The organism is Burkholderia sp. F1 (assembly GCF_050813845.1).
Classification (GTDB): Bacteria; Pseudomonadota; Gammaproteobacteria; order Burkholderiales; family Burkholderiaceae; genus Burkholderia; species Burkholderia ubonensis.
The window spans coordinates 40,219-57,681 of the sequence record NZ_CP172422.1; the positions used below are offsets into that span (position 1 = coordinate 40,219).

The window sequence follows — 17,463 nt, forward strand, 5'->3', positions numbered from 1 at the left end:
TTACACCAGCTTGCCTACGTTCTTTTCGAGCAGCGCCCACGCTTCGGCGCCGTACCTGGCCTTCCAGTCGCTGTAGAAGCTCGTCTTGCGCAGCGCGTTGCGGAACGCGTCGCGGTCGACGTCGACGACCGTGATGCCCTTGGCCGTCAGGTCGGCGCGCAGCGACGTGTTCAGGCGCGCGATGTCCGCGCGCTGCAGCAGCGCCGCGCGCTCGAACTCGCGGGTGACGATCGCGCGCATGTCGGCGGGCAGGCGCTCCCACGCGCGGCGGTTGCCGAGAATCCAGTACGCGTCCCACACGTGCGACGTCAGGCTGATCGACTTCTGCACCTCGTACAGCTTCGCGGTCGCGATGATCGGCAGCGGGTTCTCCTGGCCTTCGACGACGCCCGTCTGCAGCGCGGAATACAGCTCGTTGAAGTTGATCGGCGCGGGGCCCGCGTCGAGCGCCTTGAACATCGACGTCAGCATCGGCGCCTGCGGCACGCGGATCTTGAAGCCCTTCAGGTCTTCCGGCTTGCGGATCACGCGCGTCGACGAGCTGATCTGGCGGAAGCCGTTGTCCCACGGGCGCGACACGGAGACGATGCCCGACTTCTCGATCTGCGCGCGCACGTATGCGCCGAGATCGCCGTCCATCGCGCGCCACACCGCGTCGTAGTTCTGGAACGCGAAGCCCGTGTTGACGATGCCGGCGGCGGGCGTCAGCGTCGCGAGGATCGACGACGCCTGGTTGAAGAACTCGACACCGCCGCTTCTCACCTGCGACAGCAGGTCGGTGTCGGAGCCGAGCTGGTTCTGCGGAAACAGCTTGATGTCGAGCCGCCCGCCGGTCGCTTCGCGGATGCGGTTCAGCGCTTCCTGCGCGCGCACGTTCACCGGATGCGTCGGGTCCTGGCCGGTCGCGAGCTTGTAGTTGAATTCGGCCGCGAACGCGCGACGCGTCGACACGCCCCAGAGCGGCACCGCCGCGGCCGCTGCTGCGGCCGATGCGCCGGCCTTCAGGAACGTGCGCCGGTCGATGCCTTTGGCTGCTTTCGAATCGATCGTCATGATGTCTTCCTCCAATGTGGTAGTCGTTATCGTGTCGTCCGAGGCAACGCGCTCTGCGGCGTGTTTGCCGGGCGGCGCGCCATGAGGGCGCGCTTGCTGCGGCCCCCGCGCTGCCGGCGCGGGGCCGCGGCTCGGCTCGTCAGCCGTGGATCAGCATTCCGCCGTTGACGTCGATCACCGCGCCCGTCAGGTACGACGAAATGTCGGACGACAGGAACAGGAACGCGCCCGCGACATCGTCCGGCACGCCGAGACGGCCGAGCGGAATGCCCGCGAGGATGTCGCCGCGCTTGTCGTCGGGGATCTTGCCGGCGTTGATGTCGGTCTGGATCAGGCCCGGCGTCACGCAGTTCACGCGGATGCCGGCCGGGCCGAGCTCGCGCGCCATCGCCTTCGCGAGGCCGAGCACGCCGGCCTTCGCGGCCGAGTAGTGCGGCCCGCCGAGGATGCCGCCGCCGCGCTGCGCGGACACCGACGACATGCACGCGATCGCGCCCGAGCGCTGCTTCTTCATCTGCGGCACGATCGCCTGCGACAGGTACAGCACGCCGCGCAGGTTCACGTCGAGGATCCGGTCCCAGCTTTGCGGGTCGATGTCGAGCAATTGCGCCGGCTGCGTGATGCCCGCGTTGTTGATCAGCACGTCGATCTGGCCGAAATCGGCGACGATCTGTTCGGCCGCCTGCGCGCACGCTTCGCGATCCGTCACGTCGCACGCATAGCCGCGATGTTCCGGCCCGATCGACGATGCCGCGTCGCGCGCGGCCGCTGCGTCGAGGTCGAGGATCGCGACGCGCGCGCCGTGCCTCGCGAACATGCGCGCGGTGGCCATGCCGATCCCGCGCGGGGATGCGGCGCCGGAAATGACGGCGACCTTGCCGTCGAGAAGTCGCGATTCGGACATGATGGGTTCTCCTGATAAGGGTAGATCGTATTGATTGCGTGTGCGGGCGGCCGGCGCTCAGCCGAGCCAGCCCTTGATCGTGTCGGACATCACCTGGGTAGAAATGCCGTAGCGGTCGTGCAGCGTCGGCAGCGCGCCGGCGTCGAGGAACGCGTCGGGCAGCGCGATCTGCCGGAACTGCGGCGTGACGCCGGCCGTGAGCAGCGCGGTGGCGACCGCCTCGCCGAGCCCGCCGATCACCGAGTGGTTCTGCGCGACGACGACGAGGCGTCCGGTGCGCTTCGCTTCGCGCAGGATCGTCGCGGTGTCGAGCGGCTTGATCGTCGGCACGTGCAGCACGCCGACGTCGATGCGGTCGGCGGCGAGCGCCTTCGCCGTTTCGAGCGCGCGCATCGTCAGGATGCCGGACGAGATGATCAGCACGTCCGCGCCGTCGCGCAGCAGCTTCGCCTTGCCGAGCTCGAAGCGGTAGCCGTATTCGTCGAGCACGACCGGCACGTTGCCGCGCAACAGGCGCGCGTACACGGGGCCGCGATGCGCGGCGATCGCGGGCACCATCTGCTCGATGTCGAGCGCGTCGCATGGATCGATCACGGTCATGTTCGGCATCGCGCGCATCAGCGCGAGATCCTCGGTGGCCTGGTGGCTCGGCCCGTAGCCGGTCGTGAGGCCCGGCAGCGCGGCGACGATCTTCACGTCGAGGTTGTCCTCGGCGATCGCCTGGTGCATGAAGTCGTACGCGCGCCGCGTCGCGAACACCGCGTAGGTCGTGACGAACGGCTGCGCGCCTTCGTGCGCGATGCCTGCCGCCGCGCCCATCAGCAGCTGCTCGGCCATGCCCATCTGGTAATAGCGCTCGGGGAACGCCTTCGCGAAGATGTGCAGGTCCGTGTATTTGCCGAGGTCGGCCGTCATGCCGACGACGTCGGGGCGCGTGCGTGCGAGCTCGACGAGCGCGTGGCCGAACGGCGCGGCGCGGGTCGCCTGCCCTTCGGCGGCGATCGACGCGATCATCGCGGAGGTCTTCAGGCGGGGTTTGGATGCGCTCGTGGTGTTCATGCGTGTCTCCCTGCATCCAGCGCGTCGAGGGCGAGCTGCCATTCGTGCGCGTCGACGCGGATGAAATGGTTTTTCTCGCGGGCTTCGAGGAACGGGACGCCGCAGCCCATCTTCGTGTCGCAGACGATGATCCGCGGCTGCGCGCCCGGATGGCTGCGCGCGGCGTCGAACGCGGCGGCGACCGCGCCGATGTCGTTGCCGTCGACGCGCTGCGTGAACCAGCCGAACGCCTCCAGCTTGTCGACGAGCGGCTCGAACGCCATCACCTGCGTCGACGGGCCGTCCGCCTGCTGGTTATTTACGTCGACGATCGCGATCAGGTTGTCGAGCTTCCAGTGGCTCGCGGAGAGCATCGCCTCCCACACCGCGCCTTCGTCGAGCTCGCCGTCGGAGAACAGCGTGTAGACGAACGCGTCCGAGCCCCTGCGCTTCAGGCCGAGGCAACGGCCGACCGCGATGGTCAGGCCCTGGCCGAGCGAGCCGCCGGACATTTCCATGCCGGGCGTGTAGCTCGCCATCCCCGACATCGGCAGGCGGCTGTCGTCGCTGCCGTAGGTCTCGAGCTCCTCCGGCGGCAGCACGCCGGCTTCGAACAGCGCCGCGTACAGCGCGATCGCGTAATGGCCGTTCGACAGCAGGAAGCGGTCGCGCCCTTCCCATTCGGGATCGTCGGGCCGGTAGCGCATTGCGTGGAAGTAGGCGACGGCGAGCACGTCGGCGATATCGAGGGCCTGGCCGATGTAGCCCTGCCCCTGCACCTCGCCCATCCGCAACGCGTTGCGGCGGATGCGGTAGGCGCGTTCTGCGAGATGGGCGGCTTGCCCGGCTTCGCGCGTATTCAAGCGAGTCTCCTTGCTGCGGCGCACCGTCGAACGACGCGGCCGTCATGGGTTCGGTCCGGCCGGCCGCTGCGCCGGTTGCATCGGGCGCGGCGGCCGTCGTCCGCCGCGCGTCGGGATAAACCCTCGTTTCGGATGCGCGGCAGGTACGAAACAGCGTATCGGCTTGAAATGGCGCGCTCAAACGAATTAAATAGGCCGACAGTTGAATTGAATTCATCCGGGTCTTGCGATGCACAATCGGGTCACGCTCAAGTCCATACAGGCGTTCGAGGCGGCCGCGCGGCTGGCTTCGTTCGCGCTTGCAGCAGAAGAACTGTTCGTGACGCCGTCCGCGATCAGCCATCAGATCAAGCTGCTCGAGGAGCAACTGGACGTGCGGCTGTTCCACCGCGTGCATCGCGCGGTGATCCTCACCGACGCGGGACGCCAGTACGCGGAGGAAATCGCGGCGGCATTCGCGCGCATCGACACGGCGACGCGCAACATCGGTCGCACGACGAAAAGCGACATCCTGACCGTGCATTCGACCCCGAGCTTCGCGACGCAATGGCTGATGTCGCGGCTCGCGCGCTTCAGTGCGCTGAACCCGGACATCGACGTGCGGCTGAACGCGTCGGCCGACTACTGCGACTTGACGACCGAAGCGGTCGATATCGACATCCGCTACGGCGCGCGCAAGCTGCAGCCGGCGGGCACGATGGTGCTCGAGCTGCCGGCCGAGACGATCGTGCCGCTGTGCTCGCCCGCGCTGATGGAAGGCGAGCACCCGATCCGCACGACGGCCGATCTGCTGCATCACACGCTGATCCACAGCGAAGGCTGTCTGGTCGGCTGGCGCGACTGGATGCGCCAGCATCGCAAGGTGAGGCTCGACATCACGCGCGGCCCGCGCTTCGACCGGTCGTTCATGGCGATCAGCGCGGCGGCGGACGGGATGGGCGTCTGCCTCGAAAGCCTGCTGCTCGTGCAGCGCGAGCTGGAGACAGGGCGGCTCGTCGCGCCGCTCGGATTGGACGGGCTGCGGATCAACGGCTACACGCTGAACCTGCTGAAATCGCGCGCCGATCTGCCGAAGCTGAAGAGCTTCCAGGACTGGCTGTTTGCCGAGCTCGACGCGTGATGCGGCTGGCGCCGCGCGCATCGCGTGCTGGTAAGATGACCCGCAATTTCATCCGGCCCGCGTTATGAGCACTGCACCGACCAAGTCCGCGAATTCGAGGAATTCGAAGCACACCGTCCGCGCGACAGCCGACAAGCCGAAGGCGCGCGCGCCGCAGCGCCTCACCTACGTGATCGGCAGCCTCGACCGGCTGCTGCGCCGTCACATGACCGATGCGCTCGCGCCGCTCGGCATCACGCTCGCGCAATACACGGCGCTGTCGGTGCTCGAGGCGCGCGGCGCGTCGTCGAACGCGCAGCTCGCCGAACGTTCGTTCATCACGCCGCAATCGGCGAACGAGGTGATGAGCGTGATGGCGGCTCGCGGCTTCGTCACGCGCGAAGCCGATCCGTCGCACGGCCGCGTGATCCTGCTGACGCTGACCGCCGAAGGCGCGGCGATGCTGCGCGAATGCGAGGCCGTGCTGCGTCCGCTCGAAAACCGGATGCTCGGCGAGTTCGCCGCCGACGACGCCGCGCACGTGCAGCGCGCGCTCGAAGTGTTCGTCCGCAACCTGCGCGGCTGACATTCCCGACCCCACGAAACCGCCGGTGGTTCGCTGAACCGGATATCCCCGACAGGACACCCGATCCGGGTTTACACCGGCGTTTTTGTCGCTTGCAATATCAGGTAGCCTGATATTAAATGAAGCCGTTCGCAGCAGAGGCGCTGCGCACCGAATCGGCACTGGAACGAACGACAGGAACAGATATGAGCAAGTACGAGAACCGCTGGCAGACCGTCGAGGTAAAAGTGGAGGCGGGCATCGCGTGGGTGATGCTGAACCGTCCGGACAAGCGCAACGCGATGAGCCCGACGCTCAACCAGGAGATGCTGCAGGTGCTCGACGCGATCGAGTTCGACGACGACGCGAAGGTGCTCGTGCTGACCGGCGCGGGCGCCGCGTGGACGGCCGGCATGGATCTGAAGGAATACTTCCGCGAAATCGACGGCGGCCCGGACGCGCTGCAGGAGAAGGTGCGGCGCGACGCGTCGGAGTGGCAATGGCGGCGGCTGCGGATGTACGGCAAGCCGACGATCGCGATGGTGAACGGCTGGTGCTTCGGCGGCGGCTTCTCGCCGCTCGTCGCGTGCGATCTCGCGATCGCGGCCGACGAAGCGGTGTTCGGGCTGTCGGAGATCAACTGGGGCATCCCGCCGGGCAACCTCGTCAGCAAGGCGATGGCGGATACCGTCGGGCATCGCCGCGCGCTGCACTACATCATGACGGGCGACACGTTCACCGGCGTCGAGGCGGCGGAGATGGGCCTCGTGAACCGCAGCGTGCCGCTCGCCGAGCTGCGCGACGCGACGATCGCGCTCGCCGCGCGCCTGATCGACAAGAACCCGGTCGTGCTGCGCGCGGCGAAGCACGGCTTCAAGCGTTCGCGGGAACTGACGTGGGAGCAGTGCGAGGATTACCTGTACGCGAAGCTCGACCAGGCGCAGCTGCGCGATCCGGAGCGGGGCCGCGAGCAGGGGCTCAAGCAGTTCCTCGACGACAAGGCGATCAAGCCCGGGCTGCAGGCGTACAAGCGCTGATCGATACTGCCGTGGAGGCATGGGACTGGAGACAACAATGACCGACAGACAGATGCTGATCGGCGGCGAATGGTGCGCGGCGCGCGACGGGCGCACCTTCGACCGTTTCAACCCGGCGACCGGCGCGCTTGCGTCGCGTGCGCCTGCAGCGGGCCCCGCCGACGTCGACGCGGCCGTCGAAGCCGCGCACCGCGCGTTTCCCGCATGGGCCGCGCTCGCGCCGACCGAGCGCCGCCGCCGGCTGCTGAAGGCGGCGGACCTGATGGACGCGCGCCTCGACGCCTTCGTCGCGACCGGCGTCGCGGAAACCGGCGCGACGCCGGGCTGGTACGGCTTCAACGTGACGCTCGCGGCGAACATGCTGCGCGAGGCGGCCGCGATGACGACGCAGATCGACGGCGACCTCATCCCGTCCGACGTGCCCGGCAATCTCGCGCTCGCGATGCGCGTGCCGTGCGGCGTCGTGCTCGGCATCGCGCCGTGGAATGCGCCGGTGATCCTCGGCACCCGCGCGCTCGCGATGCCGCTCGCCTGCGGCAACACGGTCGTGCTGAAGGCGTCCGAGGCGTGCCCCGGCGTGCACGCGCTGATCGGCGCGGTGCTCCACGACGCGGGGCTCGGCGCGGGCGTCGTCAACGTGGTTACGCACGCGGCGGCCGACGCGCCGGAACTCGTCGAACGGCTGATCGCGCATCCGCACGTGAAGCGCATCAACTTCACCGGCTCGACGCACGTCGGGCGCATCATCGCGCGCCACGCGGCCGCCCACCTGAAGCCGGTGCTGCTCGAACTCGGCGGCAAGGCGCCGGTGCTCGTGCTCGACGACGCGGATCTCGACGCCGCCGTCGACGCGATCGCGTTCGGCGCGTTCTTCAACCAGGGGCAGATCTGCATGTCGACCGAGCGCGTGATCGCCGCGCAGCCGGTCGCGGACGCGCTCGTCGAACGGCTCGCCGCGAAGGCGCGCACGCTCGTCGCCGGCGATCCGCACGCGGGCCATGCGCTCGGCGCGATGGTCGATGCGGCCGCCGCCGCGCGCGCGGCGGCGCTCGTCGAGGATGCCCGCTCGCACGGCGCGCGCCTGCCGCTCGGCTGCCGGATCGACGGCGCGCTGATGCAGCCCGCGATCGTCGACGGCGTGACGCCGCACATGCGCCTGTATCGCGAGGAATCGTTCGCGCCGGTCGTCGCGATCCTGCGCGCGGACAGCGACGACGACGCGGTCGCGCTCGCGAACGACAGCGAGTTCGGGCTGTCGGCGAGCGTGTTCAGCCGCGACGTCGCGCGGGCGCTGGCGGTCGCGCGGCGGATCGAATCGGGCATCTGCCACATCAACGGCCCGACCGTGCACGACGAAGCGCAGATGCCGTTCGGCGGCGTGAAGGCGAGCGGCCATGGCCGCTTCGGCAGCCGCGCGTCGATCGCCGAATTCACCGAGCTGCGCTGGATCACCGTGCAGACCGCGCCGCGTCATTACCCGATCTGAGGCCAGCGATGAACCTATCGACGACCTCGCTCCCCACCGATCGCGCGACGAGCGGCGCGCGCTACCGCGCGGCGGCCGTCGCGCAGGGCGCGGCCGACATCCGTCGTGACGACGACGGCACCTGGCGGCTGCGCGCGCTCGAACCGCTCGGCGCGTATCCGGCGCGCCTGACCGATTGCCTCGCGAGCGGCGCGCAAGCGCATCCGGACCGCGTGCTCGCCGCGCGCCGCGGCGAAGACGGCCGCTGGATCGAGATCACGTACGCGCAGATGCTCGAGCGCGCCCGTGCGCTCGGGCAGGGCCTCGTCGATCTCGGGCTGTTGGCCGAGCGGCCGCTCGCGGTGCTGTCCGGCAACGATCTCGAACACCTGCAGCTGATGTTCGCGGCGATGCTGGCCGGCGTGCCGTATGCGCCGATCTCGCCCGCGTATTCGCTCGTGTCGACCGACTACGGCAAGCTGCGCCACACGCTCGGCGTGCTGCGGCCGGGCGCGGTGTTCGTCGCCGGCGGCGATGCGTTCGCGCACGCGCTCGATGCGGCGCTGCCGGGCGACGCGACGCTGATCGTCGCGCAGGGCGGCCAGGCCGGGCGCGACGCCGTGCCGTTCGCGCGCCTGCTCGACACCGTGCCGCGCACGATCGACTTGATCCACGAGACGGTCGGCCCCGATCACATCGCGAAGATCCTGTTCACGTCCGGCTCGACGAAGCAGCCGAAGGCCGTGCCGACCACGCACCGGATGCTGTGCAGCAACCAGCAGATGCTGCGCCAGACGATGCCGGAGCTGACGCGCGAGCCGCCGGTGCTGGTCGACTGGCTGCCGTGGAACCACACGTTCGGCGGCAGCCACAACCTCGGCATCGCGCTGTACAACGGCGGCACGCTGTATCTCGACGACGGCCGCCCGGTGCCGGGCCGTTTCGACGAGACCGTGCGCAACCTGCGCGAGATCGCGCCGACGATCTACTTCAACGTGCCGAAGGGCTGGGAGGAGCTGACCGCCGCGCTCGAACGCGACGCCGCGTTGCGCGACTCGTTCTTCTCGCGCGTGAAGCTGTTCTTCTTCGGCGGCGCGGGGCTGTCGCAAGCCGTGTGGGATCGCCTCGACCGCGTGACCGAGGCGCATTGCGGCGAACGCATCCGGATCATGGCGGGCCTCGGGATGACGGAGACGTCGCCGTCGTGCCTGTTCACGACCGGCCCGCTGATGCGCTCGGGCTACATCGGCCTGCCCGCGCCCGGCTGCGACGTGAAGCTCGCGCCGAGCGGAGGCAAGCTCGAGCTGCGCTTCAAGGGGCCGAACGTGATGCGCGGCTACTGGCACGCGGACGTCGATCCGCGCGACGTGTTCGACGACGAAGGCTATTACCGCAGCGGCGACGCGGCGACGTTCGCGGATCCGGCGCGGCCCGAGCTCGGCCTGCAGTTCGACGGCCGGCTGACCGAGGATTTCAAGCTGAGCACGGGCACTTTCGTCAGCGTCGGGCCGCTGCGCGCGCAGGCGGTGTCGACCGGCGCGCCTTACGTGCAGGACGTGGTCGTGACGGGGCTCAATCGCGACGACATCGGCCTGCTGGTGTTTCCGCGCGTCGACGCGTGCCGTGCGCTGGCCGGGCTCGGCGACGATGCGGCGGCGGCCGCCGTGCTGCGCGCGCCCGCCGTGCGCGCGGCGTTCGCCGCGTGGCTCGAACGGCTCAATCGTGGCGCGACCGGCAGCTCGACGTTCGTCGCGCGCATCCGGGTGATGGATACGCCGCCGTCGCTCGATCTCGGCGAAGTCACCGACAAGGGCTCGCTGAACCAGGCGGCCGTGCAGCAGCATCGCGCGGCGGCGATCGAGGCGCTTTACGATCCGGCGGCCGGCGATCCGGCGGCCGGCGATCCGGCGGCCGGCGACCCGGATGTGATTCACGCTTGAGCATCGGCCGGTCGGGTGAGTTGCCGACCGGTTTTTTTCGGCCATTGAATCAGGCAGCCTGATAAAAGCTGCCGCTCGATCAGGAGGCGGCGCGTTCGTCAGCCTCTGGCCGGCGGCGGATGCGCAGGTGGGATTTGCATAGGACTGGAGACAAAATGAACACCTATGTTGCAGAGAAGCCGGCGATCGCGACGACCCTCGCGCTGTGCTTCGCGATCGCGTTGCTCGAAGGGCTCGACCTGCAGTCGGTCGGCGTCGCCGCGCCGCGCATGGCGCACGAATTCGGGCTCACGGTGTCGCAGATGGGCATCGCGTTCAGCGCGGGCACGTTCGGCCTGCTGCCCGGCGCGATGCTCGGCGGCCGGCTCGCGGACCGGTTCGGCCGCAAGCGCGTGCTGATCGCGTCGGTCGCGCTGTTCGGGCTGCTGTCGATCGCCACCGCGCAGGCGTCGAGCTTTGCGATGCTCGTGGTCGTGCGCGTGCTGACCGGCATCGGGCTCGGCGGCGCGATGCCGAACCTGATCGCGCTGTCGTCCGAAGCGGTCGAGCCGCGCGTGCGCAGCAGCGCGGTTGCCGCGATGTACTGCGGCATTCCGTTCGGCGGCGTGATCGCATCGCTGATCGGCGTGCTGCTTGCGGGGGACGCCGAGTGGCGCCACATCTTCTACGTCGGCGGCGTGGGGCCGCTGCTGCTCGTGCCGCTCCTGATCGGCCTGCTGCCCGAGTCGCGCGCGTATCTCGACGTCGCCGGCGCCGAGCGCGCGAGCGTCGCGCACACGCTGTTCGGCGGCGGGCGCACGTCGTCCACGCTCGCCCTGTGGGTCAGTTACTTCTGCACGCTGATCGTCCTGTACTTCCTGCTGAACTGGCTGCCGTCGCTGATGGCGGCGCGCGGGCTGGACCGCGCACACGTCGGCCTCGTGCAGATCGCGTTCAACGTCGGCGGCGGGCTCGGCGCGCTCGGCATCGGCGCGGCGATGGACCGGATGCGCGCGGCGCGCGTCGTCGGCGGCATGTATGCGGGCATCGTGCTGTCGCTCGCCGCGCTCGCGGCCGCGCCGGGGTTCGCGGCGCTCGCGGCGGCCGCGTTCGCGGCCGGCATGTTCGTGATCGGCGGCCAGTCGGTGCTGTATGCGCTCGCCGCGATCTACTACCCGACCGCGATGCGCGGCACCGGCGTCGGCACCGCGGTCGCGGTCGGCCGGCTCGGCTCCGTCGTCGGGCCGCTCGCCGCCGCGCAACTGCTCGCGATGGGCCGCAGCGCGCCGGTCGTGATCGGCGCGAGCATCCCCGTCACGCTCGTCGCCGCCGTGGCCGCGTTGCTGCTGATCCGGCGGCCGCAGGCGGGCGACTGAATTTCGTTTCATCCACGAGCGCCATCAGAGCGCGACATCAACACAGGTTCGGAGACACCATCATGAAGAACACCCAGGCCCTGCTGGCGGCCGGCGCGTGCGCGCTGGCCGCGGCGAGCGCGCACGCGCAGTCGAGCGTGACACTGTACGGGATCATCGACACCGGCGTCGAATACGTGTCGCACGCGAACGCGGCCGGCGATCGCGTCGTGCGCATGCCTGCCGTGACGGGCGAGCTGCCGTCGCGCTGGGGCCTGCGCGGCACCGAGGATCTCGGCGGCGGCTACCAGGCGGTGTTCGTGGTCGAGAGCGGCTTCAACGTGCGCGGCGGCGATCTCGGCCAGGGCGGCCGGCTGTTCGGCCGGCAGGCGTTCGTCGGGCTGAAGAGCGGCTTCGGCACGCTCGCGTTCGGTCGCCAGTACATGATGACCTACCTCGCGCTGCAGGGCGCGGACATCGTCGGCCCGGACATCTACGGCCTCGGTTCGCTCGACGCCTACGTGCCGAACGGACGTGCGGACAACGCGGTCACGTACACGGCGAACTACCGGGGCTTCACGTTCGGCGCCGGCTATTCGTTCGGTCGCGACGGCGCGGGCACCGGCAATTCGCCGGGCCAGGGCACGTGCGCGGGCCAGGTGCCGGGCCGCGCGGTCGAATGCCGCGACTGGTCGGTGATGCTCAAGTACGACAGCGTGCTGTTCGGCGTCGCCGCGTCGTACGAGGAGCAGCGCGGCGGCGCGAATGCGGCGGCGAGCTTCTTCGACGGCGTGGCGCCCGCCGCCTTCACGACCAGCGCGGACAAGGATGCGCGCACGCACGTCAGCGGCTACGTGAACGTCGGCCATGCGCGCATCGGCGCGGGCTGGCTCGGGCGGCGCGTGACGACCGAAGCGCCCGCCGCGCCGGGCGCACGTTCGGACCTGTTCTTCGTCGGCGCGTCGTATGCGTTCACGCCGTTGTTCACCGTCGACGGCCAGGGTTACCGGATCGTCAACACCGCGCACGACACCCGCGCGACGATGACGACGCTGCGCGCGACCTACGCGCTGTCGAAGCGCACGTCGGTCTACGCGCAGACCTCGTATCTGTGGAACAGCGCGCACGCGCGCTACGCGGTCAGCGGCGGCGGCCCCGGCACGACGCCCGGCGCCGGGATGAACCAGCTCGGCGCGATGGTCGGCGTCAAGCATCTGTTCTGAGCCACGTACCTGACGAAACGGAGACACCGTGAATAAATCCGTACTCCTTTGTGTTGCGCCGCTGTCCGCCGCGATCCTCGCCGGCTGCGGCGGCGACGATGCGATCTCGCCGGCTTCCCCGCATTTGAGCGCCGCGACGCCGGCCGCGATGACGCAGACCTGCGACGCGCTCGCCGCGCGGCTCGTGTATGCGAACACGTCGTTCACGTCGGTGACGACCGCCGCCGCGGGTGCGCTGACGGTGGCCGGCAAGCCGATCGCCGAGCACTGCGTGATCGCCGGGAAGATGAACGAGCGCGTGAGCCCCGTGGACGGCAAGACCTATGCGATCGGCTTCGAGATGCGCCTGCCGAAGGCGTGGAACGGCCGCTTCTTCTACCAGGCGAACGGCGGCCTCGACGGCAACGTCGTGAAGGCGACCGGCGAGATCGGCGGCGGCGGGCCGCTCACGAACGCGCTGAACCTGGGCTTCGCGGTGATCAGCTCGGATTCCGGGCACAGCGCCGCGCAGAACCCGCTGTTCGGGCTCGACCCGCAGGCGCGCCGCGACTACGGGTACGCGGCCGTCGATGCGCTGACGCCGATGGCGAAGCAGGTGATCCGCGTCGCCTACGGGAAGGGGCCGGACCGCAGCTATTTCGGCGGCTGCTCGAACGGCGGGCGTCACGCGATGGTGACGGCGGCGCGCAACGCGGCGGACTACGACGGCATCATCGCCGGCGATCCGGGCTTCCATCTTCCGAAGGCGGCGATCGGCGAGATGTATGGCGCGCAGCAGTTCGCGAAGATCGCGTCGGCGACCGGCGCGAACGGGCTGCCGGACCTTCGCAGCGGCTTCACCGACGCGGAGCGGCAGTTCGTCGGCGCGAAGATCGTCGAGAAATGCGACGCGCTCGACGGCGTCGCGGACGGCATGGTGCAGGACGTCGCCGCGTGCCAGGCGCATTTCAGCGTCGACGCCGACATCCCGACCTGCGCGAACGGCGTGCGCACCGGCGCGTGCCTGACGGGCGCGCAGAAGACGGCGCTCGCCAGCGTGTTCGCAGGGGCGCGCAACAGCGCGGGCGCGGCGCTGTACGCGAGCTTTCCGTACGATCCGGGCATCGCGGGCAGCGGCTGGGCCGCGTGGAAGCAGTCGAATTCGGTCACGCTCGACCCGGCCGCGATGGCGTTCACGTTCATGACGCCGCCGAAGCCCGCGGCGACGCTCGCGAACTTGGCCGGTTTCGCGCTCGGCTTCGACATGGATAACGACGCGCCGGCGATCTTCGCGACGAGCGGCGTGTATGCGGAATCCGCGTGGTCGTTCATGACGCCGCCCGACGAGGCGAACCTGTCGGCGCTGAAGGCGCGCGGCGCAAAGCTGCTCGTCTATCACGGTACCGGTGATCCGGTGTTTTCGTTCAACGACACGCGCGGCTGGTATGCGCGGCTCGCACAGGCGAACGGCGGGGATGCGTCGGATTTCGCGCGGCTCTATCCGGTGCCGGGGATGAATCACTGTTCCGGCGGGCCGGCGGCGGATCAGTTCGATATGTTGACGCCGCTGGTGGCGTGGGTCGAGCAGGGGCAGGCGCCGGAGGCCGTCGTGGCGACTGCGCGCGATGCGGCGAATGCGGTGCCGAACGCGGAAGTGCCGGCGGCGTGGGGAGCGGGGCGGACGCGGCCGCTGTGTCCTTTTCCGAAGGTGGCGCGATATGACGGGGCGGGCGATGTGAATTCGGCGGGGAGTTTCAGTTGCGGCTGAGGTTGCCGCGCATGGCCGGCGCGACATGTCGCGTCGGCCGCGTTGCTTCGCCTCGGCGGCTTACTCGTCAGTCTCGACCGCCACCCCAACCCCACCTTCACCCGCCCCATGCTCACCAGCGTCTTGAACCGCTTCACGTTGTTATTCGAAAAGAACAGCTGCCGCGTGAGCGCGTTGTACTGATCCATGTCGCGCACGGTGAGGATCAACACGAAATCCCACTCACCCGTCACGTAATAGCACTGCTGCACCTGCGGACACAGCTCGAAAGTCCGCTTCATCGCATCGATCTGGTCGATCTGCTCGCTCTCCATCTCGACGTTGACGACGATCGTCAGCGCATATCCGACCTTCTCCGGCGCGACGACCGCCGTATAGCGCTCGATCACGCCGTCTTCCGCGAGGCGGCGCAGCCGCCGGTTCACCGCGGCCGTCGACAGGTTCACGCGCGCGCCCAGTTCGTTCTGGGGCGTCTGCGCGTCCCGCTGGACTTCCATCAGCAGCTTGCGATCGAACGCATCAAGAGGGGTGGTCATGATTTCGCGTGAAGCCTCGCCAAAATGAGAAATTGTTGCGCAAAGCCAGCTCAATTGGGGATTTTATTGACCAGCCTGCGCAATATTATTTTGCTCATCGAGGGCGGGCGCAACCGGCGCTTTCCCGATGCGACTCAACCGACGGACCTCTGCCGAGGCCGCCCCTCCGGAGCAAGCCTGCCATGCTGATCGCCAATCCCCGAGCGTCACGCGCCCCTTATCCCGACGCGCTGCGGCGCGTGATGAACATCGCGACCGCCGACGAAAGCGGCGCGTGGCTGTCGAACTGGCCTCTCCTCGGGGCCACGCCGACGCCGTTGTGGGACCTGCCCGCCGCCGCCGCGCAACTCGGCGTCGCGCGGCTCGCGGTCAAGGACGAGTCGTTCCGCTCGCCGCTCGGCAGCTTCAAGGCGCTGGGCGCGCCGGTTGCGCTGATGCGCCTGGTGAAGCGCCGGTGGCGCACGCACGACCTCGACCCGAAGGACCTGATCGCAGGCCGCCACGCGTCGCTGCTCGCCGGCCTGACCGTGATCAGCGCGACGGACGGCAATCACGGCAACGCGCTGGCCGCGGCGGCGCGCACGATCGGCTGCCGCTGCGTGATCGTCCTGCATGCGAACGTCGGCGTCGAACGCGAGCGCGCGATCGCCGCGCACGGCGCGCAGATCGTGCGGATCGACGGCAACTACGACGAATCGGTCGTGCGAGCCGCCGAGCTCGCGCATGCAAACGGCTGGCATGTGGTGTCGGATACGTCATACGATGGTTACGAGGCGATTCCGCGCGACGTGATGCAGGGCTACGGCGTGATCGCGGCCGAACTCGTCGGCCAGGCGGCGGACACGGCCGGTGCGCCCGCGTTCACGCACGTGTTCCTGCAAGGCGGCGTGGGCGGACTGGCCGCCGGGGTCGCGAGCTATCTGTGGGAGCGTCATGGCGCGCGGCGGCCGCACTTCATCGTCGTCGAACCGCGGCAGGCCGACTGCCTGTACCAAAGCGCGCTCGCGGGCCGCGCGACGAAGGCGACCGGCGCCGTGGATTCGGTGATGGCCGGCCTTGCGTGTGGCGAAGCGTCACCGCTCGCGTGGGATTTCCTCGAGCCGTGCATCGATCACTTCATGCTGATCGACGACGACGATGCGGTGCGCACGATGCGCCGCTTCGCGACGGGCACCGGCCGCGACGCGCCGCTCGTGATCGGCGAATCGGGCGCGGCCGGTCTCGCGGGGCTCGCCGCGCTGATGAGCGACCGCGAACATGCGCGCGCGGCGGGGCTCGACGACACGTCGCGCGTGCTCGCGATCAGTACCGAAGGGGCGACGGCGCCGTCGGTCTATCGGCAATGCGTCGGCGAATCGGCCGAGGCCGTGCTGGCGCGCCAGCGCGACTGGCTGGATCGCACGGCGACCGCCGTCGCCGTGTAACCGGCATCGGCATCGACATCGACGAGGAGTTCGGCATGGAAAGCACGCTGCAAGGGCAACTGAAGGCCTGGCGACAACACCTGCATCGCTATCCGGAGACCGGCTTCGACGAGGTGAAGACGTCCGACTTCGTCGCGACGATCCTGACGACGCTCGGGCTCGACGTGCATCGCGGAATCGGCGGGACGGGGCTCGTCGCGAACCTGACGGTCGGCAACGGCAAGCGCGCAATCGGCCTGCGCGCCGACATGGATGCGCTGAACATCGCGGAAAGCGTGCCCGGCCGCGCGCATGCGTCGCTGACGGCCGGCAAGATGCACGCGTGCGGCCACGACGGACACATGTCGATGATCCTCGGCGCGGCGCGGCTGCTCGCCGAGCGCAAGGGCTTCGACGGCACCGTGCGCTTCGTCTTCCAGCCGGCCGAGGAGCACGGCCGGGGCGCGAAGGCGATGATGGCCGACGGGCTGTTCGAGCGGTTTCCGGTCGACGCGATCTTCGGCGCGCACAACATGCCGGGCATGCGCGCCGGCACGTTCGCGACGCGCGCGGGCGGCATCATGGCGAGCGAGGACAATTTCGTCATCCGGATCAACGGACGCGGCACGCATGCGGCGCGGCCGCACATGGGCGTCGATCCGATCGTCATCGCGTCGCAGGTCGTGCTCGCGCTGCAGACGATCGTGTCGCGCAATCTCGACCCGGGCCTGCAGGCGGTGATCTCGTGCACGGAATTCATCACCGACGGGTTGCGGAACGTGATCCCGTCGACCGTCACGATCAAGGGCGACACGCGCAGCTACGCGCGCGACGTGCAGGCGCTGCTGGAAACGCGGATGCGGGAGATCAGCGAAGGCATCTGCCGCACGCATGGCGCGGACTGCACGTTCGAATACACGCACGAGTTCGCGCCGACGGTGAATTCGCCGGAGTACGTCGAGATGGCGGTGAGGGCCGCCACGAACGTCGCCGGGGCGGAGGGCGTGGAGCCGAATATCCAGCCGATGATGATCTCGGAAGACTTCGGCGCGTTCTTGCAGGCGGTGCCCGGCAACTTCATCTTCATCGGCAACGGGGACGCGGCGGACCGCGGCGGCGTGCCGCTGCACAACGCGACCTACGACTTCAACGACGACATCCTGTCGATCGGCGCGCGGTACTTCGCGGAGATTGCGCGGCTTGCGTTGCCGGTCGCGCCGTATGCGGTGAACGGGGATCGCTGATCACAGGTTTTC

14 protein-coding genes and 1 pseudogene are annotated in these 17,463 nt (G+C 69.4%); 10 read left to right on the plus strand and 5 right to left on the minus strand.

The window, feature by feature from the left end; genetic code table 11:
- The 4 genes from ACFIMZ_RS19140 to ACFIMZ_RS19155 form a co-directional block, all read right to left on the minus strand.
- Positions 1-1,053 (minus strand): TRAP transporter substrate-binding protein, encoded by a 1,053-nt coding sequence (locus ACFIMZ_RS19140; RefSeq protein WP_431823929.1) that lies wholly within the window; start codon positions 1,051-1,053, stop codon positions 1-3.
- 139 nt (positions 1,054-1,192) lie between these two features.
- Positions 1,193-1,957 carry an SDR family NAD(P)-dependent oxidoreductase gene (locus ACFIMZ_RS19145; RefSeq protein ID WP_431823930.1) on the minus strand — a complete coding sequence of 255 codons (765 nt, stop codon included), beginning with the start codon at positions 1,955-1,957 and terminating at the stop codon, positions 1,193-1,195.
- Between the two features lie 57 nt (positions 1,958-2,014).
- Positions 2,015-3,016, minus strand: a complete 1,002-nt coding sequence (locus ACFIMZ_RS19150; protein WP_431823931.1) for a transketolase family protein — start codon at positions 3,014-3,016, stop codon at positions 2,015-2,017.
- On the minus strand, positions 3,013-3,858 hold the full coding sequence (locus tag ACFIMZ_RS19155; protein WP_431823932.1) for a transketolase: 846 nt from the start codon (positions 3,856-3,858) through the stop codon (positions 3,013-3,015). The genes ACFIMZ_RS19150 and ACFIMZ_RS19155 overlap by 4 nt, the downstream gene beginning before the upstream one ends.
- Positions 3,859-4,087: 229 nt before the next feature.
- Here ACFIMZ_RS19155 and gcvA point away from each other — a divergent pair, with 229 nt between their 5' ends.
- From gcvA to ACFIMZ_RS19195, 8 genes are all read left to right on the plus strand, one after another.
- Positions 4,088-4,978 carry a transcriptional regulator GcvA gene (gcvA, locus tag ACFIMZ_RS19160; RefSeq protein WP_431823933.1) on the plus strand — a complete coding sequence of 297 codons (891 nt, stop codon included), beginning with the start codon at positions 4,088-4,090 and terminating at the stop codon, positions 4,976-4,978.
- A 64-nt stretch (positions 4,979-5,042) separates the two neighbouring features.
- Entirely contained in the window at positions 5,043-5,543 is a 501-nt protein-coding gene (locus ACFIMZ_RS19165) for a MarR family winged helix-turn-helix transcriptional regulator (RefSeq protein ID WP_431823934.1), read from the plus strand.
- Positions 5,544-5,728: 185 nt separating this feature from the next.
- Entirely contained in the window at positions 5,729-6,559 is an 831-nt protein-coding gene (locus tag ACFIMZ_RS19170) for a p-hydroxycinnamoyl CoA hydratase/lyase (protein WP_431823935.1), read from the plus strand.
- 37 nt (positions 6,560-6,596) lie between these two features.
- The gene (locus ACFIMZ_RS19175; RefSeq protein ID WP_431823936.1) at positions 6,597-8,045 is read left to right on the plus strand and encodes an aldehyde dehydrogenase; all 1,449 of its coding nucleotides are present in this window, start codon (positions 6,597-6,599) and stop codon (positions 8,043-8,045) included.
- Between the two features lie 8 nt (positions 8,046-8,053).
- A complete protein-coding gene (locus ACFIMZ_RS19180) occupies positions 8,054-9,964 on the plus strand; it encodes a feruloyl-CoA synthase (protein ID WP_431823937.1) in 1,911 nt (636 codons plus the stop codon).
- 155 nt (positions 9,965-10,119) lie between these two features.
- The gene (gene mhpT / locus ACFIMZ_RS19185) at positions 10,120-11,319 is read left to right on the plus strand and encodes a 3-(3-hydroxy-phenyl)propionate transporter MhpT (RefSeq protein WP_431823938.1); all 1,200 of its coding nucleotides are present in this window, start codon (positions 10,120-10,122) and stop codon (positions 11,317-11,319) included.
- Between the two features lie 62 nt (positions 11,320-11,381).
- Positions 11,382-12,521: a porin gene (locus tag ACFIMZ_RS19190; protein WP_431823939.1), complete on the plus strand. Its 1,140-nt coding sequence runs from the start codon at positions 11,382-11,384 to the stop codon at positions 12,519-12,521.
- A gap of 28 nt (positions 12,522-12,549) precedes the next feature.
- Positions 12,550-14,268: a tannase/feruloyl esterase family alpha/beta hydrolase gene (locus ACFIMZ_RS19195; RefSeq protein WP_431823940.1), complete on the plus strand. Its 1,719-nt coding sequence runs from the start codon at positions 12,550-12,552 to the stop codon at positions 14,266-14,268.
- 86 nt (positions 14,269-14,354) lie between these two features.
- Here ACFIMZ_RS19195 and ACFIMZ_RS19200 read toward each other — a convergent pair.
- Positions 14,355-14,804, minus strand: a pseudogene (locus tag ACFIMZ_RS19200) (Lrp/AsnC family transcriptional regulator); the annotation flags it as partial.
- Between the two features lie 182 nt (positions 14,805-14,986).
- Here ACFIMZ_RS19200 and ACFIMZ_RS19205 point away from each other — a divergent pair.
- Together ACFIMZ_RS19205 and ACFIMZ_RS19210 are read left to right on the plus strand one after the other, a co-directional pair.
- A complete protein-coding gene (locus tag ACFIMZ_RS19205; RefSeq protein ID WP_431823941.1) occupies positions 14,987-16,228 on the plus strand; it encodes a diaminopropionate ammonia-lyase in 1,242 nt (413 codons plus the stop codon).
- Between the two features lie 35 nt (positions 16,229-16,263).
- Positions 16,264-17,451 carry a M20 aminoacylase family protein gene (locus ACFIMZ_RS19210; RefSeq protein WP_431823942.1) on the plus strand — a complete coding sequence of 396 codons (1,188 nt, stop codon included), beginning with the start codon at positions 16,264-16,266 and terminating at the stop codon, positions 17,449-17,451.
- Positions 17,452-17,463: the final 12 nt, after the last annotated feature.